This is a genomic window from Aestuariivivens sediminis, from assembly GCF_022662105.1.
Lineage (GTDB): Bacteria > Bacteroidota > Bacteroidia > Flavobacteriales > Flavobacteriaceae > Aestuariivivens > Aestuariivivens sediminis.
The window spans coordinates 55,427-78,268 of record NZ_JAKMCP010000003.1 but is presented as its reverse complement, the minus strand read 5'-3'; the positions used below and the strand labels follow the sequence as shown (position 1 = coordinate 78,268).

General features: G+C 41.2%; 21 protein-coding genes. 6 read left to right on the top strand and 15 right to left on the bottom strand.

The genetic code is table 11. From position 1 onward, the window contains the following. Positions 1–218 precede the first annotated feature (218 nt). Positions 219–893 (bottom strand): ABC transporter ATP-binding protein, encoded by a 675-nt coding sequence (locus MR054_RS08410; protein WP_242157990.1) that lies wholly within the window; start codon positions 891–893, stop codon positions 219–221. Between the two features lie 156 nt (positions 894–1,049). Between MR054_RS08410 and folE the strand changes: the two genes are divergently transcribed. Beyond that, positions 1,050–1,640: a GTP cyclohydrolase I FolE gene (gene folE / locus MR054_RS08405; RefSeq protein ID WP_242157989.1), complete on the top strand. Its 591-nt coding sequence runs from the start codon at positions 1,050–1,052 to the stop codon at positions 1,638–1,640. Positions 1,641–1,677: 37 nt separating this feature from the next. Next, the gene (locus MR054_RS08400) at positions 1,678–1,953 is read left to right on the top strand and encodes a hypothetical protein (protein ID WP_242084761.1); all 276 of its coding nucleotides are present in this window, start codon (positions 1,678–1,680) and stop codon (positions 1,951–1,953) included. A gap of 417 nt (positions 1,954–2,370) precedes the next feature. On the opposite strand, the gene MR054_RS08395 is transcribed toward MR054_RS08400, so the two are convergent. The 7 genes from MR054_RS08395 to MR054_RS08365 all read right to left on the bottom strand — a co-directional run bounded on the left by MR054_RS08395 (position 2,371) and on the right by MR054_RS08365 (position 9,583). Continuing rightward, a complete protein-coding gene (locus MR054_RS08395; protein WP_242157463.1) occupies positions 2,371–4,614 on the bottom strand; it encodes a TonB-dependent receptor in 2,244 nt (747 codons plus the stop codon). A gap of 53 nt (positions 4,615–4,667) precedes the next feature. Further along, on the bottom strand, positions 4,668–5,006 hold the full coding sequence (locus tag MR054_RS08390) for a hypothetical protein (RefSeq protein ID WP_242157462.1): 339 nt from the start codon (positions 5,004–5,006) through the stop codon (positions 4,668–4,670). A 2-nt stretch (positions 5,007–5,008) separates the two neighbouring features. Beyond that, positions 5,009–5,503, bottom strand: a complete 495-nt coding sequence (locus MR054_RS08385; protein ID WP_242084755.1) for a DUF6787 family protein — start codon at positions 5,501–5,503, stop codon at positions 5,009–5,011. A 44-nt stretch (positions 5,504–5,547) separates the two neighbouring features. Further along, positions 5,548–5,991, bottom strand: coding sequence for a DUF6146 family protein (locus tag MR054_RS08380; protein ID WP_242157461.1), 444 nt, complete (start codon positions 5,989–5,991; stop codon positions 5,548–5,550). Positions 5,992–6,235: 244 nt separating this feature from the next. Then, entirely contained in the window at positions 6,236–7,186 is a 951-nt protein-coding gene (locus MR054_RS08375; RefSeq protein WP_242157460.1) for a D-2-hydroxyacid dehydrogenase, read from the bottom strand. Positions 7,187–7,380: 194 nt separating this feature from the next. After that, positions 7,381–8,445 (bottom strand): 3-phosphoserine/phosphohydroxythreonine transaminase, encoded by a 1,065-nt coding sequence (gene serC, locus MR054_RS08370; RefSeq protein WP_242084749.1) that lies wholly within the window; start codon positions 8,443–8,445, stop codon positions 7,381–7,383. Between the two features lie 79 nt (positions 8,446–8,524). Then, on the bottom strand, positions 8,525–9,583 hold the full coding sequence (locus tag MR054_RS08365; RefSeq protein WP_242084747.1) for an acyl-CoA reductase: 1,059 nt from the start codon (positions 9,581–9,583) through the stop codon (positions 8,525–8,527). A gap of 67 nt (positions 9,584–9,650) precedes the next feature. Between MR054_RS08365 and MR054_RS08360 the strand changes: the two genes are divergently transcribed. Both MR054_RS08360 and MR054_RS08355 read left to right on the top strand, forming a co-directional pair. After that, entirely contained in the window at positions 9,651–10,004 is a 354-nt protein-coding gene (locus MR054_RS08360) for a 4Fe-4S dicluster domain-containing protein (protein ID WP_242084745.1), read from the top strand. 108 nt (positions 10,005–10,112) lie between these two features. Next, positions 10,113–11,105 carry a sterol desaturase family protein gene (locus MR054_RS08355; protein ID WP_242157458.1) on the top strand — a complete coding sequence of 331 codons (993 nt, stop codon included), beginning with the start codon at positions 10,113–10,115 and terminating at the stop codon, positions 11,103–11,105. Positions 11,106–11,215: 110 nt separating this feature from the next. On the opposite strand, the gene MR054_RS08350 is transcribed toward MR054_RS08355, so the two are convergent. Beyond that, a complete protein-coding gene (locus MR054_RS08350) occupies positions 11,216–13,174 on the bottom strand; it encodes a T9SS type A sorting domain-containing protein (protein WP_242157457.1) in 1,959 nt (652 codons plus the stop codon). A 355-nt stretch (positions 13,175–13,529) separates the two neighbouring features. Then, positions 13,530–15,002 carry a carboxypeptidase-like regulatory domain-containing protein gene (locus MR054_RS08345; RefSeq protein WP_242157456.1) on the bottom strand — a complete coding sequence of 491 codons (1,473 nt, stop codon included), beginning with the start codon at positions 15,000–15,002 and terminating at the stop codon, positions 13,530–13,532. Between the two features lie 63 nt (positions 15,003–15,065). Here MR054_RS08345 and MR054_RS08340 point away from each other — a divergent pair, with 63 nt between their 5' ends. Then, positions 15,066–15,467, top strand: coding sequence for an ACT domain-containing protein (locus MR054_RS08340; protein WP_242157455.1), 402 nt, complete (start codon positions 15,066–15,068; stop codon positions 15,465–15,467). A 195-nt stretch (positions 15,468–15,662) separates the two neighbouring features. Here the strand turns inward: MR054_RS08340 and MR054_RS08335 are convergent, their stop codons facing one another. Then, the gene (locus tag MR054_RS08335) at positions 15,663–18,350 is read right to left on the bottom strand and encodes a TonB-dependent receptor (protein ID WP_242157454.1); all 2,688 of its coding nucleotides are present in this window, start codon (positions 18,348–18,350) and stop codon (positions 15,663–15,665) included. A gap of 183 nt (positions 18,351–18,533) precedes the next feature. Between MR054_RS08335 and ychF the strand changes: the two genes are divergently transcribed. Beyond that, on the top strand, positions 18,534–19,628 hold the full coding sequence (gene ychF, locus MR054_RS08330) for a redox-regulated ATPase YchF (protein WP_242084735.1): 1,095 nt from the start codon (positions 18,534–18,536) through the stop codon (positions 19,626–19,628). A 72-nt stretch (positions 19,629–19,700) separates the two neighbouring features. On the opposite strand, the gene MR054_RS08325 is transcribed toward ychF, so the two are convergent. The 4 genes from MR054_RS08325 to MR054_RS08310 all read right to left on the bottom strand — a co-directional run bounded on the left by MR054_RS08325 (position 19,701) and on the right by MR054_RS08310 (position 22,756). Then, the gene (locus MR054_RS08325) at positions 19,701–20,435 is read right to left on the bottom strand and encodes a DUF6048 family protein (RefSeq protein ID WP_242084731.1); all 735 of its coding nucleotides are present in this window, start codon (positions 20,433–20,435) and stop codon (positions 19,701–19,703) included. After that, entirely contained in the window at positions 20,401–20,940 is a 540-nt protein-coding gene (locus MR054_RS08320; protein ID WP_242157453.1) for a DUF6452 family protein, read from the bottom strand. Before MR054_RS08320 ends, MR054_RS08325 begins: the two co-directional genes overlap by 35 nt. Positions 20,941–20,955: 15 nt before the next feature. Next, positions 20,956–22,368: a 23S rRNA (uracil(1939)-C(5))-methyltransferase RlmD gene (gene rlmD / locus MR054_RS08315; RefSeq protein ID WP_242157452.1), complete on the bottom strand. Its 1,413-nt coding sequence runs from the start codon at positions 22,366–22,368 to the stop codon at positions 20,956–20,958. 235 nt (positions 22,369–22,603) lie between these two features. Then, the gene (locus MR054_RS08310; protein WP_242157451.1) at positions 22,604–22,756 is read right to left on the bottom strand and encodes a hypothetical protein; all 153 of its coding nucleotides are present in this window, start codon (positions 22,754–22,756) and stop codon (positions 22,604–22,606) included. Positions 22,757–22,842 lie beyond the last annotated feature (86 nt).

Here is a 22,842-nt window from a genome sequence, read left to right as displayed (position 1 = left end):
ACCACTCATAACAGCCCCTTAACGGTTATGGTAAGCTAAAGCCAATTTCCACTGACATCATTCAAAAACCCAAATTCAGGACCAGGATTAACATGAATATCCAAAAAGTTGTCTGTCGCTTCAAATGGATCAGTTAACTACAGTTTTTAGAGTTTATTGTGGATGTACCATTAACGGATACCTAAATCCAGGGGTAACAGTTATGGATTGTTAATAGGCTAATCTTTATTACTCGTAACAAAGTTGCCATCAACCATAACCAATTTACGGTCCGCCATATTGGCCAGTTCCTTATTATGGGTGACGATAACGAAGGTTTGACCAAATTCTTCCCTTAATTTGAAGAATAATTGGTGTAAGTGTTCCGCCGATTCGCTATCGAGATTGCCGGAAGGTTCGTCGGCGAAGATCAGGTCCGGATGGTTAATTAAAGCCCGAGCCACCGCCACACGTTGTTGCTCGCCGCCGGAGAGTTCATTGGGTTTATGCGTATAGCGCTCAGACAGGCCTAAAAAGTCCAAAAGTTCCCTGGCATGCTTTTCAGCATCACTTTTCTTGGTCCCTTTTATAAAAGCCGGAAGGCAGACATTTTCCAGGGCCGTGAATTCAGGTAACAACTGGTGAAACTGAAAAATGAATCCGACATGCTCATTTCTAAATTTAGCAAGCTTTTTGTCACTCAACAATTTTAGATCCGTGGCATTGATTTCAAGCGTGTAATCTTCTTTTTTCGAGGCCATATCCAGGGTCCCCAATATTTGCAACAGGGTGGTTTTACCGGCACCCGAAGCACCGACTATGGAAACAATCTCTCCTTTATTAACCTGAATATCCACGCCTTTTAAAACATGTAAATTACCGTAGTATTTATGAATGTTCTTTGCTTTGATCATATAACTCAAAAAATAGATGGTGAATTTAATATTTTAACTTGGTCTATACAATTTAGAACACATATCTTTATGGCCAAGTTTGAATCCCTGTCATTTTTTGACCACAAAGCCGACCTTAAAAGCGTAAAATTGTATATCTTACCCATGAAAAAAAGAATGATGCCTTATAAAAAGTTCGAGGAGTACAATATTCGGATAACCGACGAAGTCAAGGAGCGTTACAAAAACATTATTGAAGGTCTGGGAGAGGATGTGACTCGCGATGGGCTCTTAAAGACCCCAGAACGTGCCGCTAAAGCCATGCAATTTTTAACGCAGGGGTACCATCAGGATCCTGTGGAGATACTTAAAAGTGCCATGTTTAAGGAGTCCTATGACGAAATGGTTATTGTCAAGGATATTGAACTGTATTCCCTTTGCGAACACCATATGCTGCCTTTCTTTGGAAAGGTACACATCGCCTATATACCCAACGGGAATATTGTTGGCCTGAGTAAATTACCCAGGGTGGTCGATGTCTTTGCCAGGCGTTTGCAGGTTCAGGAACGGCTTAATGAACAAATTCTGGATTGTATCAATAATACCTTAAAGCCCCAGGGAGTCGCAGTTGTCATTGAAGCCTCCCACATGTGTATGATGATGCGGGGTGTTCAAAAACAAAATTCCATTACCACCACCTCTGGATTTAGAGGCCAGTTTGAAAAGATCGAGACCCGTAATGAGTTTTTAAAACTTATTGGAAAATGACAGTTTAAGGCTTTTGCTCCTCATAAAATAAGCTCACATGAATAAATACCACATATTGGCCCTGAGCATTATATGTGATGCCGTTGGATACCTGTCTTTTGTGATACCCGGGATTGGTGAATTTTCAGATGTGGTTTGGGCACCGCTTTCAGCTTGGATCATGACCAAACTTTATAAAGGAAAACCCGGTAAAATTGCCGGGATCATTTCTTTTATTGAAGAAGCCTTGCCCGGGGTTGACGTCATTCCAACCTTTACGTTAATGTGGTTGTATACTTATGTGTTCACTAAAGCCAAAGTAAGCAATCCTTAAACGGACAGCGGTAATCTTATCCGGATTCTAAATAAGATGAACGGCCTGGGCGATGGATTCAAAATAGGAGATTCCGTTACATGATCCACCTGAAACAGGCCATATTGACTCAAAGATGGATACCATCTGGGTAAGGGGTTTTCGGTGACGGGATAACGGTACCTTTATTACGCGAACATCAGGTCTTTTCTCGTCCAACTTTATAAATTTAATAAGCATCGATTCCTGAAAAACTCCTGTGAATTTTCAAAATTCACAGGAGTTTTTTAAAAATTCACAGGAGTTTTTGGCTACTGCATGGTTATAAAATGGTAAAGTTCTAACCAGGGGATTCTATTTTTATCCTTAAGGATTTTCTTTTTCAAGAGGCCATAATTCTTTTAGGTCTCCCAGCGCTTAAAAATAAATTTCAAGGCCTTAAAGACTATAAGTCATCCCCAAGCTCACATTCCTTCCCATATTTAAAATGCCATCAGGTTTTAAACGTGACAAATGGTCTATATACCTCCTGTTGGTCAGGTTTGTCACCGCAATGCGTATATCCAAGGGCTTGTTGAACATCGTGATGATACCTCCTGCACCGAGACTTAATAATTGGTAGGCTCCCGTAGGGGTCTCAAAGCTACTGATGTTATTTTGACTAAAGGTGAATTGGTATTTTATAAAGCCATATCCATTTTTTAACCAATCCTTATCAAATTCGGCACGACAAATATGTGTTAAGGTGTTGGCGGGAATGAGGGGCAAATCGTCATTATTGCCCTGTTTACCCGTAACGGTTTCAAAACTGCTTTCAAAATGCAACCAATCCAGGGGATGCGGATGTAAGTGAAACCCCATTTCACCACCGTACAATTTCGCATCATCCTGAAGATAGATAAACACGGGGTCTCCATCTATAAAATTTCCGTTTGGTGCCAAATAAATATAATCACTAACGGTATTATAAAATCCGTTAACAAAACATTCAAAATGGTCACTTTGGTATTCCATGGACAGGTCGAACTGAAGGTTGCTTTCATTTTTAAGGGTCTCGTTTCCAATTTCATATCTGTTTGCACCTTCATGAGAACCGTTCGAGGTGAGTTCGGCCAAATTCGGGGCTCTAAACCCGGTAGCCAAATTCACCCGTGTGATCCATCCGTTTAATACGGTGGTCTTTAATCCCAAGGCACCATTAAAGCTGTTGAAGGTTTTGTGGATCCCGGAGGGGACCTTAATTTGTCGGTTGTCAATTCGCGCACCTAATTGGACATCGGCCTTTTTAAAGTGAATGTGAGACGTGGCCAATAGGCCAATGTCGTGGGTTGTAGCGTCTGGTATGAGTTGTTCTTCACCATAGTTGGCATTCGATTGGGTCATGCCCTGAAGACCTACTATCGTTTCAAACTTACCAAGCTCGGGAAGATGGTATTTTATATCATAGTTCAAGGTCTTTAATTTCATGTGAAGTGCGGCTTCAATGGGATCATCAAGGTCTTCCTCATGGTCTTCTTCATGCTCTTCCTCATGTTCATCTCCATGTTCTTCTTCACCGTGATGATGGTCTTCAAATTCTTTTCTGTCGTTATATAGTAATCCAAAATTCACATCCAATTTCGAGTTGTTCAGGAAAATGGTCGATCTTGAACTGAGGACATGGTTTGTGATATACTGAAATGGAAAAAGCGGGGTTTTCAGCCTGGAGGGTTCACCAATATCTTCTGGAATTCCCAGTTTGGATTGGTTTAGATTGTATCGCAATTCCGTCTTAAACCGGTTCATTTGATAACCTATTCCGGCTTTAAGGTCGGTTTCCCTAAATCGTGTATTGGTCACCCGGTAATCCTTTGTTTTGTAATCGGCATGTTCCGCAACACCGCCTCGAAATAAAAATTTGAACCGGTCTCCCGATTGCTTGGCACCAAGATGAGAATTATACCCCAGCGTATTGCTGAAATAGGTTGTCGAGATATCCGCCTGAGCCGTATTGTTAAGTGCAAACCTTTCCGGATTTATATAGATTACACCACCCAATGCATCACTTCCATAGAGCAGGGAAGCCGGACCTTTAATAACTTCAATACTTTCAATACCATTACTGCTAAGACCTAATCCATGTTCGCTTCCAAACTGTTGATTCTCCAATCGGATCCCCTGGGTATAGACCAATACACGGTTACTGCTTAAACCCCTTATAACAGGTTTACCGATACTTAATCCGGTAGCATTATTTTTTACGCCAGAGATATTGGAGAGGCCTTGGGCCAGGGTAACTGCCCCCTGTTTTTGTAAGTTATTCGCATTTTCCCTTTCGACTTTCATGACATTTTCACTTTGGAGTTTATGAAAGGGGGTGGATATGATGATGCCCTCCATTTCAATTACGGAAGGCTCCAGGTCTATGGTTAACGTGCCATTATAGGGAAAGTCTACGGTTATGGAAAGGGTTTCATATCCCAGATAGGAAATGATTATTTTGTGGGTTCCGTTGGGAATGTTTTTTATATAAAATTCACCTTGTGCCTGGGACATGGTCCCTTTTTCCAATTCCGGAAAATACAGATTGGCGCCTTCAATGGGTTGTTTTGAAAGGGCATCTGTTAGTCGTCCTTGAATGTGGTTTTGTGCCTTTAGGGATAAGCCTAAAAGACAAAACAAAATAAGTATTATGTGTTTCATTTATGTTCAAATTAATTTTGGTAAAAAAGTTTTGGAATACCTCCAATGACGGTTTAAACAAAATTAATTTGAGGGGGCCCCCGAAGCGAAAAGTGAAGGCGTTGGTAGTCGCTTAAAAAGAAATAATAGGCTTCTGTTATAGATTGAAGTGGGTCTTCAGAAAAAAGCGTAATCGTAAATGAAGAAAGTGTAAAGTTTTTATGGAGATGGCATTTTAATAATTCACAGTCCAGATCGATTTTATGTAAATGGGTCGATTTTTCCCCGGTACACACCTTATGGGTGTGATGATAAAACGTATGTGTAAATTTAACCACGGTGGGTGTAAGTAATGCGGCGATTACCAGTAGTGTAAAAATTCTAAAGGCCATATGTTCCTTTAAAGCGCCCATGGTTAATTCCCGAATCTTTTGAGACCCATTCGGTGAAGCATTTTCTTTTCGAAATCCCAAAAAAATCGATACTGCCCGAATAACCAGCCAATGGCAATCAATAAAATTTGATAAAACACAAACCCAATAACAACATATAAGAACCAATAGGCTAAATCAGGTAAATTTTCCTTAGTAATTCCTAACATTTTAATCACTGGACGCCCTACAAAAACGGAAGACGATCCTGTAATGGCAAAAACAAAAAAAATAGTAATGAGTTCCCATCTGTAATTGACGTTCCATTTAGTTTGAAGTTTATCAAAAATTTTCAGGATGAGTTTTAGAAGTATAAAAAAGAAAACCAAACTTAACGCTATAATAAAAATAAGGGGTTGACGTTCCAAACACAGGAGCGCTAATGCATAAGAACAATAGCCAATACCCACAATTCCTAATACCAGAATGCCGAATTGCCAATTTTTATGGATGTCCCAACGTTTTTTTATTTTTTCCAAGGCGTTTGGTGTTTGTTACGTGGGTCAAAAATAAGAAAAGCGTTTTAAATTCTGGGTGTAAATGGTCCTAATCTCTGTTTATAGGTCCGTTGAAAATAAATAAAATAATTATACAGCTTATAATTCACTTCATACCCGTAATCAATATTCGGACTGTAGTCGATTTGCATTTCGTAGAGGTTTGGATTATAACGCAGGGGTTGACGCACTCTTTGGTTCCATTCGGTGACATAGAGGTAATTTCTGCTTTCTAAAAAGCCCTGGGAATAGTAACCTTCAGGTCTTGCGGTACTAAGCAGCCAAGCATTAAATCCCGGTTCTATGATAATGATTTCATATTCGAGTTCGTCATTGGCTATGGTTACGGTATCACTGGTAGTTGCGGCGATCTCTTGCTCAACCGCATCTGTATTGGAGGTCCTGGACTTTGTAGCGTGGCAACCCACTAAAAAGATCATGATCACCAAAGAAAGGAGTAGATTTTTCATATTTCAATTTTTTATTTGTTTTGCAGGATATCACAACGGTAAAAACGGGACGAATTCATCTCAAAACGATGACATAACCCATCTTTATCCTTGTGATTCACCTATTTTTCTTCTTCTATACTAAAGTTACAAAAATCATTCCTTACTGCTCTTTATTTAAATACATTTAACAAAAAAGCCCTAACGATGTGTCAGGACTTGAAAGGACCCTTAGGTCCAATGCGTCTATATGAGTAATGGATTTTTATCCTAAAATGCTAACAATTTGAGAAGCCAGTTCTGTACCGATCCGGTCTTGTGCTTCATTTGTGGCTGCACCGGTATGGGGGGTAAGCGATAAGGAAGCATTCATTAACAATTGAATTTCCGGCTTTGGTTCTTTCTCAAACACATCCAAAGCGGCTCCGGCCACTTTCCCACTTTCAATGGCTTTAACAAGGGCCACTTCGTTCACCACGCCACCCCGGGCAGCATTGGCTAAAATAACACCTTCCTTCATCATGTTAAACTCTTTTTCATCAATGACGTAATCTTTTTGGGCCGGTACGTGAAGGGTTATAAAATCGGCTTGTCGGAGGACCTCTTCCTTGGAAACGGTCGTAATTTCAAAAGTCACCTTCTGGCCATCAAAAAATTCCAATTGTAAATTGGCTTTTTCTAAATAGGGATCGAAGGCAACAACTTTCATACCCGCACCCAGAGCCACTTTAGCGGTAGCCTGACCTATGCGGCCAAACCCTAAAACACCCAAGGTCTTGCCTTTCAGTTCAATCCCTTTGGCGTAGGCCTTTTTAAGACCTTTAAAGTTGGAATCTCCTTCCAAAGGCATCTCTCTGTTCGAGTGGTGTAAAAAACGGGCCAAACCATAAAAATGGCCAAAAACCAATTCTGCAACCGAATGTGAAGATGCGGCCGGCGTATTGATAACATGCAGACCTTTGGATCTGGCATATTCAACATCAATATTATCCATACCTACACCACCGCGTCCAATAATTTTTAAACCAGGGCAGGCATCAATGACATCTTTACGAACCGTAGTCGCACTGCGCACTAATAAGACCGCTATATTATTTTGGTTTATGTAATCAATTAATTGCTCCTGGGCAACGGTTGTTGTGATCACTTCATAACCGGCTTGTTCCAGGGCTTCGATACCACTTTTTGATATGCCGTCGTTTGCTAATACTTTCATTTTTATGTTTACAGTTAAACGTTAGAAGCTAATGGCTTTAATGTTTATGGAACTTATATTAACTTCAAATTAAATCTTCATCTTTTTAAAGGCATTGCAATCCTCTTGATCAGGTCTTCGGATAGACAACACCGACATGTTTTATCTGTCAGATTGCGTACTGCTTATGGTTCGTAGATCCTATAAAAAACGACCTAAGCCTTACTTTCTAACTCACTCATGACCTCCACTAAAACTTTTACACTATCAAGGGGAAGCGCATTATACATTGAGGCGCGATAGCCACCAACGCTTCTATGGCCATTAAGTCCATTGATGCCGGCTTCTTTTAACATGGTCTCAAAGGTTTCCTTCAAGTTTTCATTTTCCAGAGTAAAGGTGGCGTTCATGTAAGACCGATCTTCCTTTACGGCAAATCCTTTAAACAAAGGGTTTAAATCAATCTCAGAATAAATGAGGCGCGCTTTCTTTTCGTTTTCTTCTTCAATGGCAGCAATACCACCTAAATTTTTCAACCATTCCAGGGTTAGCATGGACGTGTAAACGGCAAAAACGGGAGGTGTATTAAACATACTGCCACTGCTAATATGTTTTTTATAGTCCATCATGGACGGAATTTTCCGTGATACCTTGCCCAATATATCTTCTTTAACAACGACTAAGGTCGTGCCTGCGGGACCCATATTTTTTTGTGCTCCGGCATAAATGATCCCGAATTTTGAGAAATCTAAAGTACGTGAAAAGATATCGCTACTCATATCGCATACCATAGGGATGGGTGAGTCGGGAAAGGCTTTCATCTGAGTACCAAAAATGGTATTGTTCGAGGTACAGTGAAAATAATCGTAATCCTCCGGAATGTCGTAGCCTTTCGGTATATAATTATAGTTGGCCTCTTTAGAACTCGCTACTTCATAAATATCATCGTAAATTTTAGCTTCATTGATGGCTTTGTTAGCCCAGGTTCCGGAGTTCAAATAGCCCGCTCTTTTTTCTAAAAGATTAAGCGCTACCATTAAAAATTGGGTACTGGCACCACCTTGTAAAAACAAGGCCTTATAACCTTTGCCTTCAAGCCCAAGAAGCTCCAGAGCCAGAGCTCTGGCCTTTTCCATAATATCCACGAAAGCTTTGCTTCGATGCGATATTTCAATTAATGACAACCCACTACCGTCTAGGTCCATAACAGCCTCTGAAGCCTTGAGTAAAACTTCTTGAGGAAGAATAGATGGCCCTGCACTAAAGTTATGTTTTTTCATTGTTTAATTTAAAAAATTTAAAGGAACAAATTTCCTAATTTATTGAGTATTTCTTAGTAAGAATTCAATAATTTTTTGGTTAAATTGATAATAAAAATTTAATAGAATCGACACTATCCGCATAATCCCAAAGTTTAGGCTTTTGGGTTTGTCCAAAAGCAATTTCATTTTCGGTAAATCCGTTAGAAACGATACATTGAATTAGAGGTTTATCCGTTTTCAATTTTTCTTTCAAGGAATCGGGGCTATCGTAATATTCATAAAAAAGGGTTGCGATGGGGGAGCTGTAACTGGTATCTTCTTTGATCATAAAAAACCCATTATCCAAAATGTTGAACTCACTCATTAAATAGATGGCTTTATTATAGTCGTAGTTATTGGCATATTTTACCTGGTCAATAATGGGATGCCAATGGTAAATGGCCTCAAAAAAAGCATCGAACTTGTAATCCCGGGGGACAAACAGTTTGGATACGTTTCTGCAACCTAAACCATAGTATCTGAAAATGTCTTCTGAAAGCGCTTCCAACGCGTCGGGAGTTTCCTGTCCCGTAAGAACAGCAACTGAATTTCTATTGTTTCGAATGAGGGATGGTTTGTTTTTGAAATAGGATTCAAAATACCGCACGGTATTGTTACTTCCTGTAGCAATAACCGCATCAAAGTGTTCTACTTTATCGTAGGTAAAAGCGATAAGGTCTTTAAACTGTGGTTGCACATGCTCCAAATATTTGGCCAAATAGGGTAGCAGGTGCTTGTCGTTGGACGATGGTTTTACCAAAACACTGTGACCGGAAAGGAGTACCGACAAAAAATCGTGAAAGCCTACCAATGGAATATTGCCGGCCATGATTATGGCTACTTTTTTCTGTGTTACCTGGTTGAAGGCATAGGGGTTTAACCAGGTCTTAACATTATGTTCTGTTAGGGCTTCTGCCCATGAATTCAGAGCAAAACGGATGTTTTCTGCAGTAAACCATGCATTGTGTTCTTCGGCCAATTTTATTTGATGTTTAAAGCCATCAAAGAAAAGGGAGTGGTATTCAACATTATCATTTTTTACGGGAACTTCATTTGAAAATTGTCCCAAAAAAGTACCTAATTTTACAAAAGCATCAATTCTTTCGTGTAATTCCATGCTTAATTTGGTTTTGTATAGTTTTGGCTTTACTTTTGCGATTGCAAATTTAAAAAGAAAAAACGCTATGGCAATTATAATAACGGACGAATGTATTAATTGTGGCGCTTGTGAACCGGAGTGCCCTAATACCGCAATATATGAAGGCGCTGATGATTGGCGCTATAAAGATGGGACGAGCCTAAGTGGCAGTGTGGTACTCACCAATGGAAAAGCCGTGGATGCCGACGAACCACAAGAACCCATAAGTGATGAGTTTTACTATATCGTTCCCGACAAATGTACCGAATGTAAAGGGTTTCATGATGAACCTCAATGTGCCGCCGTTTGTCCTGTAGACTGTTGTGTACCGGATGAGGATCACGTTGAAACAGAAGATGAACTTTTGGCCAAACAGAGTTTTATGCACCCTGATGGATAATTTAATATTGAATTCCTTATAAGGCATCCCAAGTTTTTACTTGGGATTTTTTTTTACTCTGAAAAAGTTATACATTTCCTCCTATAAACTTTGGAATACCCTTTAGACATGGAAATTTTAAAACTGTTTTGGGAGGAAATCATTGGTTTTTTGGGAATAGGACAGGCTTTGGATATTTTGCAGGCCGGAAATTTTGAAGCCTTTAAGACCTATGATGGGATAACCGCGTTAATCTACCCGATTATACCTTTGCTGGTCCTGTTGGAATTGGTATTGGGCCTGATCTACAAGAAACCGCAAACTAAGGTCTATAAAGTTAATTTTTTGATCTACGTCTTTAACAGGTTTGTCGGAAGGTTCATTGCCATTGCCATGGTAACTTTTTGTATAGGGTTATTTCAACCCTATGCCTTATTGGAAACCCGTTTCACCTGGTATTGGCTGGTTTACGGCTACATCGTTTGGGAATTTGGCCATTTCTTGTATCATTATTGGGGTCATAAAGTCCGATTGTTTTGGTGTTTGCATTCCACACACCACGCCCCGGAAAACATGAATCTTTCGGTGACTTATGCCCATTTCTTTCTGGAAGCACCTTATGCGGATGTTATCCGTACCACAGTATGTATTTTATTGGGTGTACAGCCCGAACTCCTCTTTTTAATCATGTTTATCGACGGCACGTACGGGGCCTTTATTCACGTGGGTGAGAATTTAATCAGAAACGGAAAATTTGGGTTTTTAAGCAAATTCATTCTTACCCCATCACACCATCGCGTCCATCATGCGAGAAATCCGTTATACATGGATACCAATTTTTGCAATCTGCTTAATATTTGGGATAGACTATTTGGCACCTATCAGGAGGAAGTGGACAGCGTTAAAATTGAATATGGTATTACCCGCAGCATGGATTCCGGCAGTTTTTTGGATGTCTATTTTGGAGAGATCATTGCTCTGTATAAAGATGTGTCCCGGGCTCCCGGATTAAAAAACAAACTATTGTATTTGGTCATGCCTCCGGGTTGGCATCACGGTGGGGATCATAAGACGGCCAGGGTGGTCCGCCACAATTATTTAAAAAGCAGGACTACCCCCTGATCTTTATTCAGGAATATTCCATGGCCATTAGGCTATGGGAGTCGCCGTTTCATTCAAGTTCCTGTGCAGACTTACTGTGACAAGGTTTCTGTATATGACTTAAAAGCGTCTTATTTGATGACCAATAATTTTGATGTTACTTTTTGGTTGACTTGAAATTTTAAAATGTAAATACCACCGGGTAAATTGGAGGTTTCAAATTGAATCTTGTCGTTAGCCATTACCGTTTTATTATCGATGACCGACCGTAATTTAATACCATTGGTGCTGTAGAGGTCTAGTTTAATCTTCTTTCCTGTGGTAAAATTAAAAAGGACGTTTACGGTATGGTTGGCCGGATTAGGATATAGTCTTATGGCTTTATCCATGGTTTGATCGTTTGCCAGACTTAATGCAGAGGTATAAAACTCAGCTTCCTGCATGACTTCCGGCTTGGATTTCCCGTGGGCTATCCAAAGATCGTAAAGTTCCTGTCCTTTAGTATCGGTGACGTTTTGATCTCGTAGAAATTCAATATATTCCTTGGAAGCCGTTTGATATAATAGCTTAACCTCTATACGATAGGTGGTTTCGGGAACCGTATAAGAGGTGATGTCGGAATAGGCGCCATCGGGATAAGAATAGCCCACAGGAGCAGCTTGCACGGCTTCAAAGTTACTGTTGGTAAATCCACGGGGCGGAATGCGATTATCTTTCACAACCACATTATTCAATGCAAAATGAAAGGATTCTCCCGCAGTGTAAACGCCTGTGCCATTGAGGTTGGCCAGAGCAGCGACATCCTCACTTAACCCCAATTTTGATTCGTAGATTTTTGTGCCATTTTGGTTCAATTCGCCGGTAGCTTCATCGTAGGCACCGGATTCATAGACCAGATTGTCGGCTATGTCGTAGGCTTCCACATTAATCCACATGCGTCTTCCCTCGGGGTAACCCGAAGGTAATTTATGTCCTGTTTCATTAATGACTTCGACTTCAACATCGTATCCGTTGACGGCAGCCACGACATTAAGATTTAAGGTTGCGGCATGTTGGAGCATATATTGGGCTCTCAGTATACCGGCATCAATGGCGTTGGCATCCACTACGCCAAAAAATTTATCCTTAATGAGCAGGGGGACAAAAGTATTGCCGCCCGTTAAATCATGAATGGCCAAATTATTTCTGGTTGGGGCAAACTGTTTGTTGCAGCCCTTACCGGTAGTTTGGGCCATATGACAATCGATACAAGTCGACACATTAGCCTTTGTCCCACCAAACACATCGGAAGGGATGCCTTCCGGAGTATTATAGGCACTCATTTTCCATTCGCTATAGGTGCGTTCTACGGGAAACAGTTCATATTTATCAAAGGAAGGGGCCGGCATACCTGTGGCATTGGGCTGGTAGCTGCCATCAGGTGCCTTGCTGAATGCGGGATTACTTACATCGTGACAGGTCGCACAAAGTTCCGATGATGAATGAAATGGGGAGTATAAGGTGGGGTGGTTGGCATTGGCATCATCATAAGGGCCTCGTCTGGTAAGGTCATCAGAATCTACCACATACATGCCATTGCCATATTGTGTGGGGATATGTTCTGCAGGTAAGGTATTTATATACGCTAAATCTTCCGATCTGGTACTCAAGGGGTCTACTAGTTTATGACAGAAGTGACATTGGATCCCTTCCCGATCATTACTGGTTAATGCCGATCCATCTGTTGGCGTACTGCGTCCTTCAAGCCAACCGCTTGGTGTATGACACCGGATGCAGAGATCACCTGAAAATAAGGCATCCTGATTGGCTATGGTTAAGGAAGCTTCAAACAAGGGATCGTGCATGCTATGCGACATCATACTGCCCTTGTAATTATAGCTGGGCTCTACGGCCATATCGTAATCGCCGTGACAATTGGCACATTGATCGGATGAATTGAAGGTGCCGGACTCCAGGGGTTGTGATCCGGGCATGAAGAAATCATCCAATGTTGTGGGTACATAGTACATGGACCCTGTTCGGGTTATCCAACTCAATAAAATAAAGGCGAGTATCAACAACAAACTGAGCTTGAGATCTAAGCGTTTCATGTTGGCTAGAAATTAATTATAGGGTTTTTATATAATTATGAATGGTATTGAATTTTTTGTAGAATTACTATGATTTATATCAGTTTAATACCTAAAAACCCATAAGCGTCGGTCCGGCTATGAATTAACGCGTTTTTTAGACCATTGGGACAAACAGGTATAACGATCCCGGAACGAAAAAAAGAAAATAGACAAGGAAACAAAGGACGCTCTTGGTGTTTCATGCGACCCCTTTCCAATTGGGTCATATCATGCAGGACTTAGGGGGAATAGCTAACACCGGTAGGACCTGAGGCCATATGAATCTCACACCTGCGGGCTTATAGGATATGGAAATCCCTGCTCCTAATAGTCATTAGTATTCCCTGCTTCCAAATCGCTTCATTTCCTCCAAAGGCTCAATAATGTCTTCGTTTTCCCAGGCCGATGTATCGAAAGCACTTAATTGTATAAACGGCACCTCTTTTTCTTGCTGTACGCCGTTAAAGCTATCCAAATCTGTAGGGTTAAAGGCCGTGAGCAATAATTCTTCTTTGGACCGATTATCGCCTTCAATTTTAAAGCTAAAGTTTAATTTGTTCTTTTTCGGGCTGTTTTCGATCAGTTTAAAATCACGATTCACATAAAAATAACTGCCTTCTGTCTGTTTAATGTATTTGGGTTGGTAAGTACTGTCTTTCTGTTTTTCATAGATATAAGTGCCTTCACTTACATTTTCAATATACTTGACTCCCAGGATAAGGCGCAGGTTAAATTTGGCTCCATGGCGTGATTTGTAATAGTGATAATCTACGCGAGTAATGGCATAATCCCTGTGATTCACTGTGAAAGTACCCTCTAATTTCGATTTCGCCCGTCGGGGTGTAAAACCGATGATGTACATGAGTTCACCCCTATAATAATTGAGGTCTTCAAGAACGTAATCATATCTTGAGGGATCAAGGAGGGTGTTTAAAAAGGCATCCCGACAAAATGTGGCATTTTTGACCATGGCACCGGTATGGTGTTTTAGATCCTGAATTCCATAGGTCCGGGGTGTATCGCTTTTAAGTTCCTCTTCTTTTAAAGACAGGGAATCTTCAACTTTAAAAATTCCCGTTTTGACCTTATAGGTCTTAGTGGTGTCCAGGTACTTTAGCACAAGGGTTTTCGCTTTATCTTCCACTTTATCCAATGAAAAATCTTTTTTATGGTCCAACAGTTTGGTCATTTTTTGAACTTCCATTTTACTACTATCCTGATTTAGGGTATGAAGAACGCCTTTAACATCAGTAAAATGGACCATTTTACTGGTAGTGATGTGATTTGAAAGTTGAGTCAATTCGACGTTGGCCTGATCCAGATTTTTGGACGAGACATGCGAGGCCTTTTCAATTTCAAAGTCCAAATGTTTAAAATCTGCATGCTCGGTCCTTCGGTAAAACAGGGTATAGGTGTTCAGGTCGATACTGTAATTCTTGCTTATATTACGTTTCACGCGAGCCATAATGGTATCGATATGTGGGCGTTTATTACTTAGATAGACCTCATCAAGCCGGTTGATGGCCTCTTCGAGGGGGATGACATAATTCAGGGATGCCAGCGATGCAAGGCTAAGGTCTTTGGGTTGATAGCCCATGCAGGAAATGCTAAGGGCATCGATCTGGTCTGTATGAATGGTAAAGTATCCTTCTTCGTTGGAGATCACACCACTGTCCGCACCTGTTTTGATGGTGGCATAAGCAATGGGGTGACCACTATCTTTATCTATAAGTTTGGCGGTAATGGATTGGCAATACCCCGGTATTGAAATACTTAAAAAAAGAAGGCCTGCCAGAATAATCTTCATGCATGAGGGTTTGTAATGATGACGAATAAAATGCTATATTGTTACAAGGTATAAAAACAAAATATGAGTGGAGAAAAGCAATTAAGGACATTGGTGCGTCATATGAGCCCCAGGTTGAATGAAGGGACATTTGTTTTTGTGGTTACCCATGATTTGGATCGCATCGACAGAACAAAAACACTGTGTGAAATTAAGGAACCGGAAGGCACAACGGTTATTTTGAAAAAGGACCTAGCCGATCAGCTGGGCCTTTCCTATGATTATGAGGCCTCATGGATAACCTTATTTGTACACGCTTCCCTGGAAGCCGTAGGGTTGACGGCCCTATTTTCGAATGCCCTGGCAGAGCACAAGATCAGCTGCAACGTCATAGCAGGGTATTATCATGACCATCTTTTCTTACCTAAAAATGATGCCGACAAAGCCATGCAGGTTTTAAAGGATTTATCGGCATCTTATGAATGACCGGTGCGCTAACAAAACGAAGCGGGTGTCTAAACCATTATGGGTATCCGGGTTAAGGCCCTAATCCCGAGTAAGGGTCCTCAGAGTATAGGCTTTCCCTGTGTTACGATAGCATGTAAAAAGGTCTTCACCTTACCGTGTTCCCTTCAGATTGCCCCTGTTTAGATACCCGCTTCTACTTGTATTCAGAGCGGTTTAAAAATTAAAATTCAATCGACCAAACACATAGGTACCATCAGATCCCATTTGTACTGAATCGGCCAGGCCTCCCTGGTCTGTCCAACCATCAAATTGAGGGGTTGGGTAGGTGTTGAATAGATTATTCGCCCCTATACTGAATTTAGCATTTTCACAAATTTGATACCCGAGGCTTAAATCCACAACCATGGCAGCCTTATAGACATCCGTGGCTACATCATAAAGCGCGTCTGCCTCGGCCTGATTGGTAGCCGGGGAATCCACCCATTGGAAATCCTGGAGTTCGACTTCACTGAATTGGGTCAATGATAAGGACGCATCAAACTTTTTACAGGTATATCCGAGATTGAGACCAAATTTATAATCGGGTGCCGCCGCCTCGAGATAGGCTTGTGAAAACGGCCCAAAGAAGGTAAATTCATTTAAATTGCCATTTTTGATGTCCTTTATTTTTAGATCATTGACATTCCCGATGAGCCCTATTTTAATATTACCCTCATTTCCAATACCTGTTTCATAGCCCAAAACGATATCCACACCGCTGGTCCTGGTATCCACCCCATTGGCAAAGAACTGTGCGGCATCTACATTTAAAGGGCCTAAAACGGCTTGATCGGTAAAGTTATCGGTTAGGATAATACGATCGTCTACCGTAATGGAATAGGCATCGACGGTAGCCGTAAAGTTTCCGGATTTAAAAGTAAAACCAATACTGGCATTTACTGCTTTTTCTTCATTTAACTGTCCAATACCGAAGGCCTTGGTCACGGTACTGTTATTGGCCGATAATAAGGACGGTACCGATTGTCCTGCCACAATATTGTTGAATATAAGATTGTAATAGAGTTGGGCTAGAGAAGGGGCTCTAAACCCTGTTGATATGGACCCTCTTAACGCAAAGTCATCACTAAGTTTTAATCTGCTGGCCAATTTAACATTGAAGGTATTGCCAAAATCGCTATAGTCTTCAAATCGTACCGCAGCGCCAACCATGAACGACTCACTGGCATTCAGCTCGGTATCAAAATAAATACCATAATTGGTTCGACTACGGTCCACTTCATTGGCCGGGCTATACCCGGGGAACCCTTGAGAACCACCGGGTAAGTCATCCCCATTAGAATCAAAGGCCACCGTTTGCACCTCTGGATTAGTGATGATAACCCCGTTTTCATCATAAAGGCCATAGGAAGGCGCTTCGCCGGCGAAGATGCCGAAATTTTCGGTTCTATATTCAAAACCAAAAGCCAAACTCAACCCGGAAGCGACGTCCTCGATGTATTTGTTGAAATCCAGTCCTGTTGTATTTTGAGACAGATAGTGTCCCCCCGCATCAAAATCGGTTGGGGAGGCCTCCTGCATGGAGGCATTGTTACTCCCTTTAATGTAATAATGGAAATTGTTTTTACCAAAGGTATTGTTGAAATCGACATTCCATCCGTTATCCATTTGGTGTCTTACCCCCACAGAAACGGAAACATCGGTAATATTCGACGTAATTCTTGGAGTAAAACCATTAGGGTATAAACTGGGGACGGAACGGTTATCACCATCGTCAAAACTGTCTCTGGAAAAGGCATAGGCATCGGTGTCTCTGTAGTTTCTGCCTCCAAAGGCATAAACTACGGTATTATCATTAACCGGTAAGTCGGCATTAACCATAAAATTAAAACCATCCACACCGGCACTACCATACCCTTTTCTCCATGGAAAGCCTGGTCTGAGCGTGCGATCTCTGGATAGAAATTCGGTTGTAAAATTAACAAACCCACCGAGATCGTTTAGTGATACGCCATAATTGGCATCTATTTTAACCGTTGCGCCATCAAAATTTTTGTCATTTCCATCCAATCGGTTTTTCCCTTCAACATTATAAAGGGTCTCTCCCGTTGCTTCCTCCCAGCCATCGCCTATGGCTGTACTGTAGGCGCCATAAGTTATTCCTCCTGAAAACCCATCGGTGTTATCCTTTAAGACTATGTTAATAACTCCGGCGATAGCATCAGAGCCGTACTGTGCAGAGGCACCATCCCTTAAAACTTCAATCCGCTTTATGGCAAAGGCAGGAATGGCATTGAGGTCGGTTCCTGAGTTGCCGCGTCCGCGTGTACCAAAAATATTAACCAGGGATGACTGGTGACGACGTTTTCCATTGATTAATACCAAAGTTTGGTCCGGACCCAAACCCCGTAAAGAAGCCGGAACAATATGATCTGCACCATCGGATCCCGATTGCCTGGTGGCATTGAATGAAGGTGCTGCATATTGGAGGATGTCATTAACCTCAACCTTACCGGTAGTAGAAGCAATTCCCGAAACATCCAAAACATCTACCGGAACAGGGGTATCTGTTGCTGTTCTCCGGGGACTGCGAGAACCCACAAGGATGATCTCATCCAGACTGACCCCTTCTTCCATGGTAATCGTTAATGTCGACCGGTTATCCACGGGCATGCTTACCGTATTATACCCCACATAACTGAAGACTAGTGTTGCGTTTTCTCCTACGGTTATGGAAAAATTACCATCAAAATCGGTGGCCGTTCCTTTGGACGTCCCTTCCTCGGTAATATTAACACCGGGAAGCGGTGTGCCGTTAATATCAGTGACGGTTCCTGTAACGTTCTGCTGTGCTAACGCCAGGGAAGTGATGCACATGAACCAATAAAAATAATAGTGTTTCATAAGTAAATATTTTTGAGTTAGTTACACTAATATAAGTCAAAGTTTGGTTTGGAACGACGCATTGTAGGCTTTTTCTTTAATATAGTTGTTGTTCGGTCTTATTTTATGCATACTAAACTTAAAAAAAGAGGTAAAAAACATATTATATGAATTATATTTGCACTCGCTAAAAATCAGTATATCATGAAAGCAGGTATTGTAGGATTACCGAACGTGGGTAAATCAACATTATTCAATTGTTTATCTAATGCCAAAGCGCAAAGTGCCAACTTCCCGTTTTGCACTATTGAGCCGAATATAGGCGTTGTGAATGTTCCGGACCAGCGTTTGGAGACCCTGGAATCCCTGGTAAAGCCAGAGCGTGTGGTACCTGCTACCGTGGAAATTGTGGATATTGCCGGGTTGGTAAAAGGCGCGAGTAAAGGGGAAGGATTGGGAAATCAGTTTCTGGGAAATATTCGGGAAACCGATGCGATTATCCATGTATTACGCTGCTTCGACAACGATAATATTGTGCATGTTGATGGCAGTATAAACCCGATACGCGATAAGGAAACCATCGATATGGAACTGCAACTTAAAGATTTGGAAACCGTAGAAAAGAAATTGGATAAGGTTAAACGGGCGGCTAAAACAGGTAATAAAGAGGCCCAGAAAGAAGAGATCGTGTTGTTACAGTTAAAGTCCGGTTTAGAGTCGGGTACATCGGTACGGGCCCTGGAATTTAGTGAAGATGATTATAACGATTTTGTAAAACCCCTACAGTTCATAACCGATAAGCCCGTCATGTATATTTGCAATGTCGATGAGGCCTCGGCAGTTTCCGGAAATAGTTATGTGCAACAAGTCAAGGCATCGGTTAAAGATGAATATGCCGAGGTTCTGGTATTGGCTGTTGGTACGGAAGCCGATATTAATGAATTGGACGATTATGAGGAGCGGCAACTATTTTTACAGGACATAGGCTTGGATGAACCCGGGTCTGCCAAGTTAATCCGGGGGGCCTATAAATTATTAAATCAACAGACGTATTTTACGGCAGGAGTAAAAGAAGTACGGGCCTGGACCGTTAAAATAGGGGCGACGGCTCCACAGGCGGCGGGTGTGATTCATACCGATTTTGAAAAGGGATTTATTCGAGCAGAAGTTATAAGCTATGACGATTATGTTAACTACGGGAGTGAAGCTAAGGTAAAAGAAGCCGGAAAAATGCGTGTGGAAGGCAAAAACTATATCGTTAAGGATGGTGATGTTATGCATTTCCTGTTTAATGTCTAAAAGCGGAAGCGTATAGGACGATTTACCGTTCTATTATCTTGCCTTATAGCATTAAAAAAGAATATTAATGATTTATTTCTTGTCCTTTTTGTAAAGTGGAATGCGATAGGACAGCGTATACGCATAGCCCACACCAATACCACTGCTGTCATAGGTTTTGTTAAATCCGGGAATGTAGAGGTTTTCAAAACCAACAGGTTCGGTCTCACTTATTAAACCCTTTAACTGGAAATTCAGCCCTAAGTAGAGGTTATTCAAAAGCTCTGCCTTAATACCGATTATCAATTCGATCCATAAGGCCGTGAGGTTACTAAATTTTTCACTTTCGGTGGAGGTATATTGCGGTGCCCAATACTGATCGGTACTATAGACCTGAAAACGGTTTCTGGTATGGCTAAAGGAACTTGCACCAATCCTAAACCCGGAAAAAATCATATTATCCATGTCCAGCCAATTCTGGTATAAATTGTAATCAATACCACCCTTTAAATAACTGCCGTTGGTGGTAATGTCCATATAATCGGTAATGGTATTTTTTTCTTCAATTCCCAGTTCTCCCGCGATGTATAATTTATTTTTCAGTCGATAATCGGCAACCAATTCGAATCCGCTATAGTCATCATCCAAAAAGGAACGCAAAAGTTTTCCCAGGTCTCCGCCTACCCGTAAACCGTATTTCAACTTGTAGGTAGTCGAGTCGCTGACGGCACCGGGAATACTATCGTTTTGTGCTTTTACGGACACACAACACAAAAGTACTATACATAAACAACTAATGGTATAAGTTAAAGTGGGTCGTTGATTCATCTTCTACAGATTGATTTTCGGTTAGGGATTCCTTCAATTTTATCCAATTATCGCTATCGGCATTAATCAAAAGGGTTACATTTCTAAAAATGGTTTTGTAACCACACGCTCGGGATACATATACTTCTTCGGTGGAATAATTAATGGTAATAGTATCCTCATTGCCTTCCAGGAAGTCGTCATCCGGATTATCCGGAGTGCCATTATTATTAACCGCATAATTGATATGAAGTTTATATACGGTGGAATTGGTATCGGTTCGTAATGGAAGCATTATGGAATTGGTCGCTCCAATAACATTATACCCCGGTAAAACGTTATCGTTATCAACACCTTGTACACGAAAATCGAAAACATTCTTTTGTTCTTCCTGATTGGTGAAATCATACAAATCGATAATTAATCGAGGGGTGGTAGGGGTGGTTTCAGGACAAATATCGTCGCGTTCACAGCCATAGGGACTGGTTAGGAACAGGACTAATATAAGCAGGCAAATATTCTTCATAAATGGCATATTGGTTTATCTACGCTCCAAAAGTACAACATTTTCCACATGAAAGGTTTGTGGAAACATATCTACTGCTTGTGTTTTGGATACCTTGTACATCGAATTCATTAAGGCAAGATCTCGTGCCTGGGTTGCACTATTACAGCTTACATACACTACTTTTTCGGGAGCAATACTTAGTATTTGCTGCACCACATCTTTATGCATGCCATCGCGTGGGGGGTCGGTAATGATGACATCGGGATGACCGTGATTGGCGATAAAACGGTCATTAAATACCTGTTTCATATCCCCTACAAAAAACGACACGTTTTCAATACGATTTAATTTTGCATTGGCCTTGGCCGCCTGAATGGCCTCGGGTACCGATTCCACACCGACTACCTTCTTGGCCTGTTTGGCGACAAATTGAGCAATGGTACCTGTGCCGGTATACAAGTCGTACACCAATTCAGTTCCCGACAGTCCGGCGAAATTCCGAGTAATTTTATACAGTTCGTAGGCCTGTTCGGAGTTGGTCTGATAAAATGATTTGGCATTGATTTTAAAGCGTAAGCCTTCCATTTCTTCAAAAATATGATCCAGACCTTTATAGCAAATGATGTCCTGGTCATAGATCGTATCGTTGGCCTTTTCGTTGATGACATATAACAGGGCTGTAATTTCCGGGAATTGCTGAGCGATATAGTCCAACAATAACTTGCGCTTAAAAACATCTTCCTTATAGAATTGAATCAATACCATAAGGTCACCGGTACTGGACGTACGAATCATCAGGGTACGCAGAAAACCTGTCTGGTTCCTCGTGTTGAAGAACTCCAAATCATTTTCAGTTGCAAATTTTTTCACCGCATTACGTATGACATTTGAAGGATCGGCCTGCAAGTGACATTGCTTAATATCCAAAATTTTATCCCACATCCCTGGAATATGAAACCCTAAAGCATTTTTATCCTCGACGGTATCTGTGGATTCAATTTCCGCCTGGGTCAGCCAGCGGCGATCACTAAACGAAAATTCCATTTTATTTCTGTAGTAATACTGTTTTTGAGAACCGACAATAGGAAGGATCTCCGATAATTCAACCTTTCCGATTCGGGTTAAATTATGGATCACTTCATGTTGTTTGTAATGGAGTTGATGTTCATACCCCATGTGTTGCCATTTACAACCGCCACAGGTGCCGAAATGCTCACACAGGGGATCGGTCCGCTTATCTGAAAGCTTAAGGAATGCCGTAGCTTTGCCTTCATAATACGCTTTACGTTTTTTAAAGGTTTGGATATTCACCACATCGCCTGGAACCGCATTGGGTAAAAAGATAACTCTGCCATCAGGGGCTTTGGCTATACTTTTCCCTTTGGCACCGGCATCCAGAACTTCTATCTGTTCAAAAAATGGGGTTTTGGATTTTCTTCTAGACATGCTGCAAAAATAGTAATCGCTGGACATAAACCTATTAACTTTAACGGTTTTTGAGACGATCATCAAAAAAAAATAGAACCTGATTTGAACAGTACGGTCTTAATTTTATAAGGGTCAAATTCTGAAGTTCTGAATTTCAACTTTGGTGGTCAGGCGGCTTTACTTCCCATGGCCCCATAAGATATGGAGGTTTTTATACGGTTTGCTTGTCATGGATAAACTATGAATACAGGATCTATGGGCTTTTTATTTGGTATCTGGGTATTTGGGGAATAACTGCACTAAAAAGGACCTTCAATGCCTTTCTGGCGTGAATACCTGGTTTGGATTCGGGAATGTCGACCGTATCTGTTAGAATATCGGCATAAGATTTTATAAAGAAGCGCATATTTATTAACTTGCAGGCCTGTCTAAGGATGATTTCTCTCCCACGCTGCTTTTTCGGATGCTTCGAAAGAATAAAGGTACAGTAGG

Coding starts and splice junctions, on each gene's coding strand:
- MR054_RS08410 (WP_242157990.1), bottom strand. CDS start 893: ATGATCAAAGCAAAGAACATTCATAAATACTACGGTAATTTACATGTT.
- folE (WP_242157989.1), top strand. CDS start 1,050: ATGATGCCTTATAAAAAGTTCGAGGAGTACAATATTCGGATAACCGAC.
- MR054_RS08400 (WP_242084761.1), top strand. CDS start 1,678: ATGAATAAATACCACATATTGGCCCTGAGCATTATATGTGATGCCGTT.
- MR054_RS08395 (WP_242157463.1), bottom strand. CDS start 4,614: ATGAAACACATAATACTTATTTTGTTTTGTCTTTTAGGCTTATCCCTA.
- MR054_RS08390 (WP_242157462.1), bottom strand. CDS start 5,006: ATGGGCGCTTTAAAGGAACATATGGCCTTTAGAATTTTTACACTACTG.
- MR054_RS08380 (WP_242157461.1), bottom strand. CDS start 5,991: ATGAAAAATCTACTCCTTTCTTTGGTGATCATGATCTTTTTAGTGGGT.
- MR054_RS08375 (WP_242157460.1), bottom strand. CDS start 7,186: ATGAAAGTATTAGCAAACGACGGCATATCAAAAAGTGGTATCGAAGCC.
- serC (WP_242084749.1), bottom strand. CDS start 8,445: ATGAAAAAACATAACTTTAGTGCAGGGCCATCTATTCTTCCTCAAGAA.
- MR054_RS08365 (WP_242084747.1), bottom strand. CDS start 9,583: ATGGAATTACACGAAAGAATTGATGCTTTTGTAAAATTAGGTACTTTT.
- MR054_RS08360 (WP_242084745.1), top strand. CDS start 9,651: ATGGCAATTATAATAACGGACGAATGTATTAATTGTGGCGCTTGTGAA.
- MR054_RS08355 (WP_242157458.1), top strand. CDS start 10,113: ATGGAAATTTTAAAACTGTTTTGGGAGGAAATCATTGGTTTTTTGGGA.
- MR054_RS08350 (WP_242157457.1), bottom strand. CDS start 13,174: ATGAAACGCTTAGATCTCAAGCTCAGTTTGTTGTTGATACTCGCCTTT.
- MR054_RS08345 (WP_242157456.1), bottom strand. CDS start 15,002: ATGAAGATTATTCTGGCAGGCCTTCTTTTTTTAAGTATTTCAATACCG.
- MR054_RS08340 (WP_242157455.1), top strand. CDS start 15,066: ATGAGTGGAGAAAAGCAATTAAGGACATTGGTGCGTCATATGAGCCCC.
- MR054_RS08335 (WP_242157454.1), bottom strand. CDS start 18,350: ATGAAACACTATTATTTTTATTGGTTCATGTGCATCACTTCCCTGGCG.
- ychF (WP_242084735.1), top strand. CDS start 18,534: ATGAAAGCAGGTATTGTAGGATTACCGAACGTGGGTAAATCAACATTA.
- MR054_RS08325 (WP_242084731.1), bottom strand. CDS start 20,435: ATGAATCAACGACCCACTTTAACTTATACCATTAGTTGTTTATGTATA.
- MR054_RS08320 (WP_242157453.1), bottom strand. CDS start 20,940: ATGAAGAATATTTGCCTGCTTATATTAGTCCTGTTCCTAACCAGTCCC.
- rlmD (WP_242157452.1), bottom strand. CDS start 22,368: ATGTCTAGAAGAAAATCCAAAACCCCATTTTTTGAACAGATAGAAGTT.
- MR054_RS08310 (WP_242157451.1), bottom strand. CDS start 22,756: ATGCGCTTCTTTATAAAATCTTATGCCGATATTCTAACAGATACGGTC.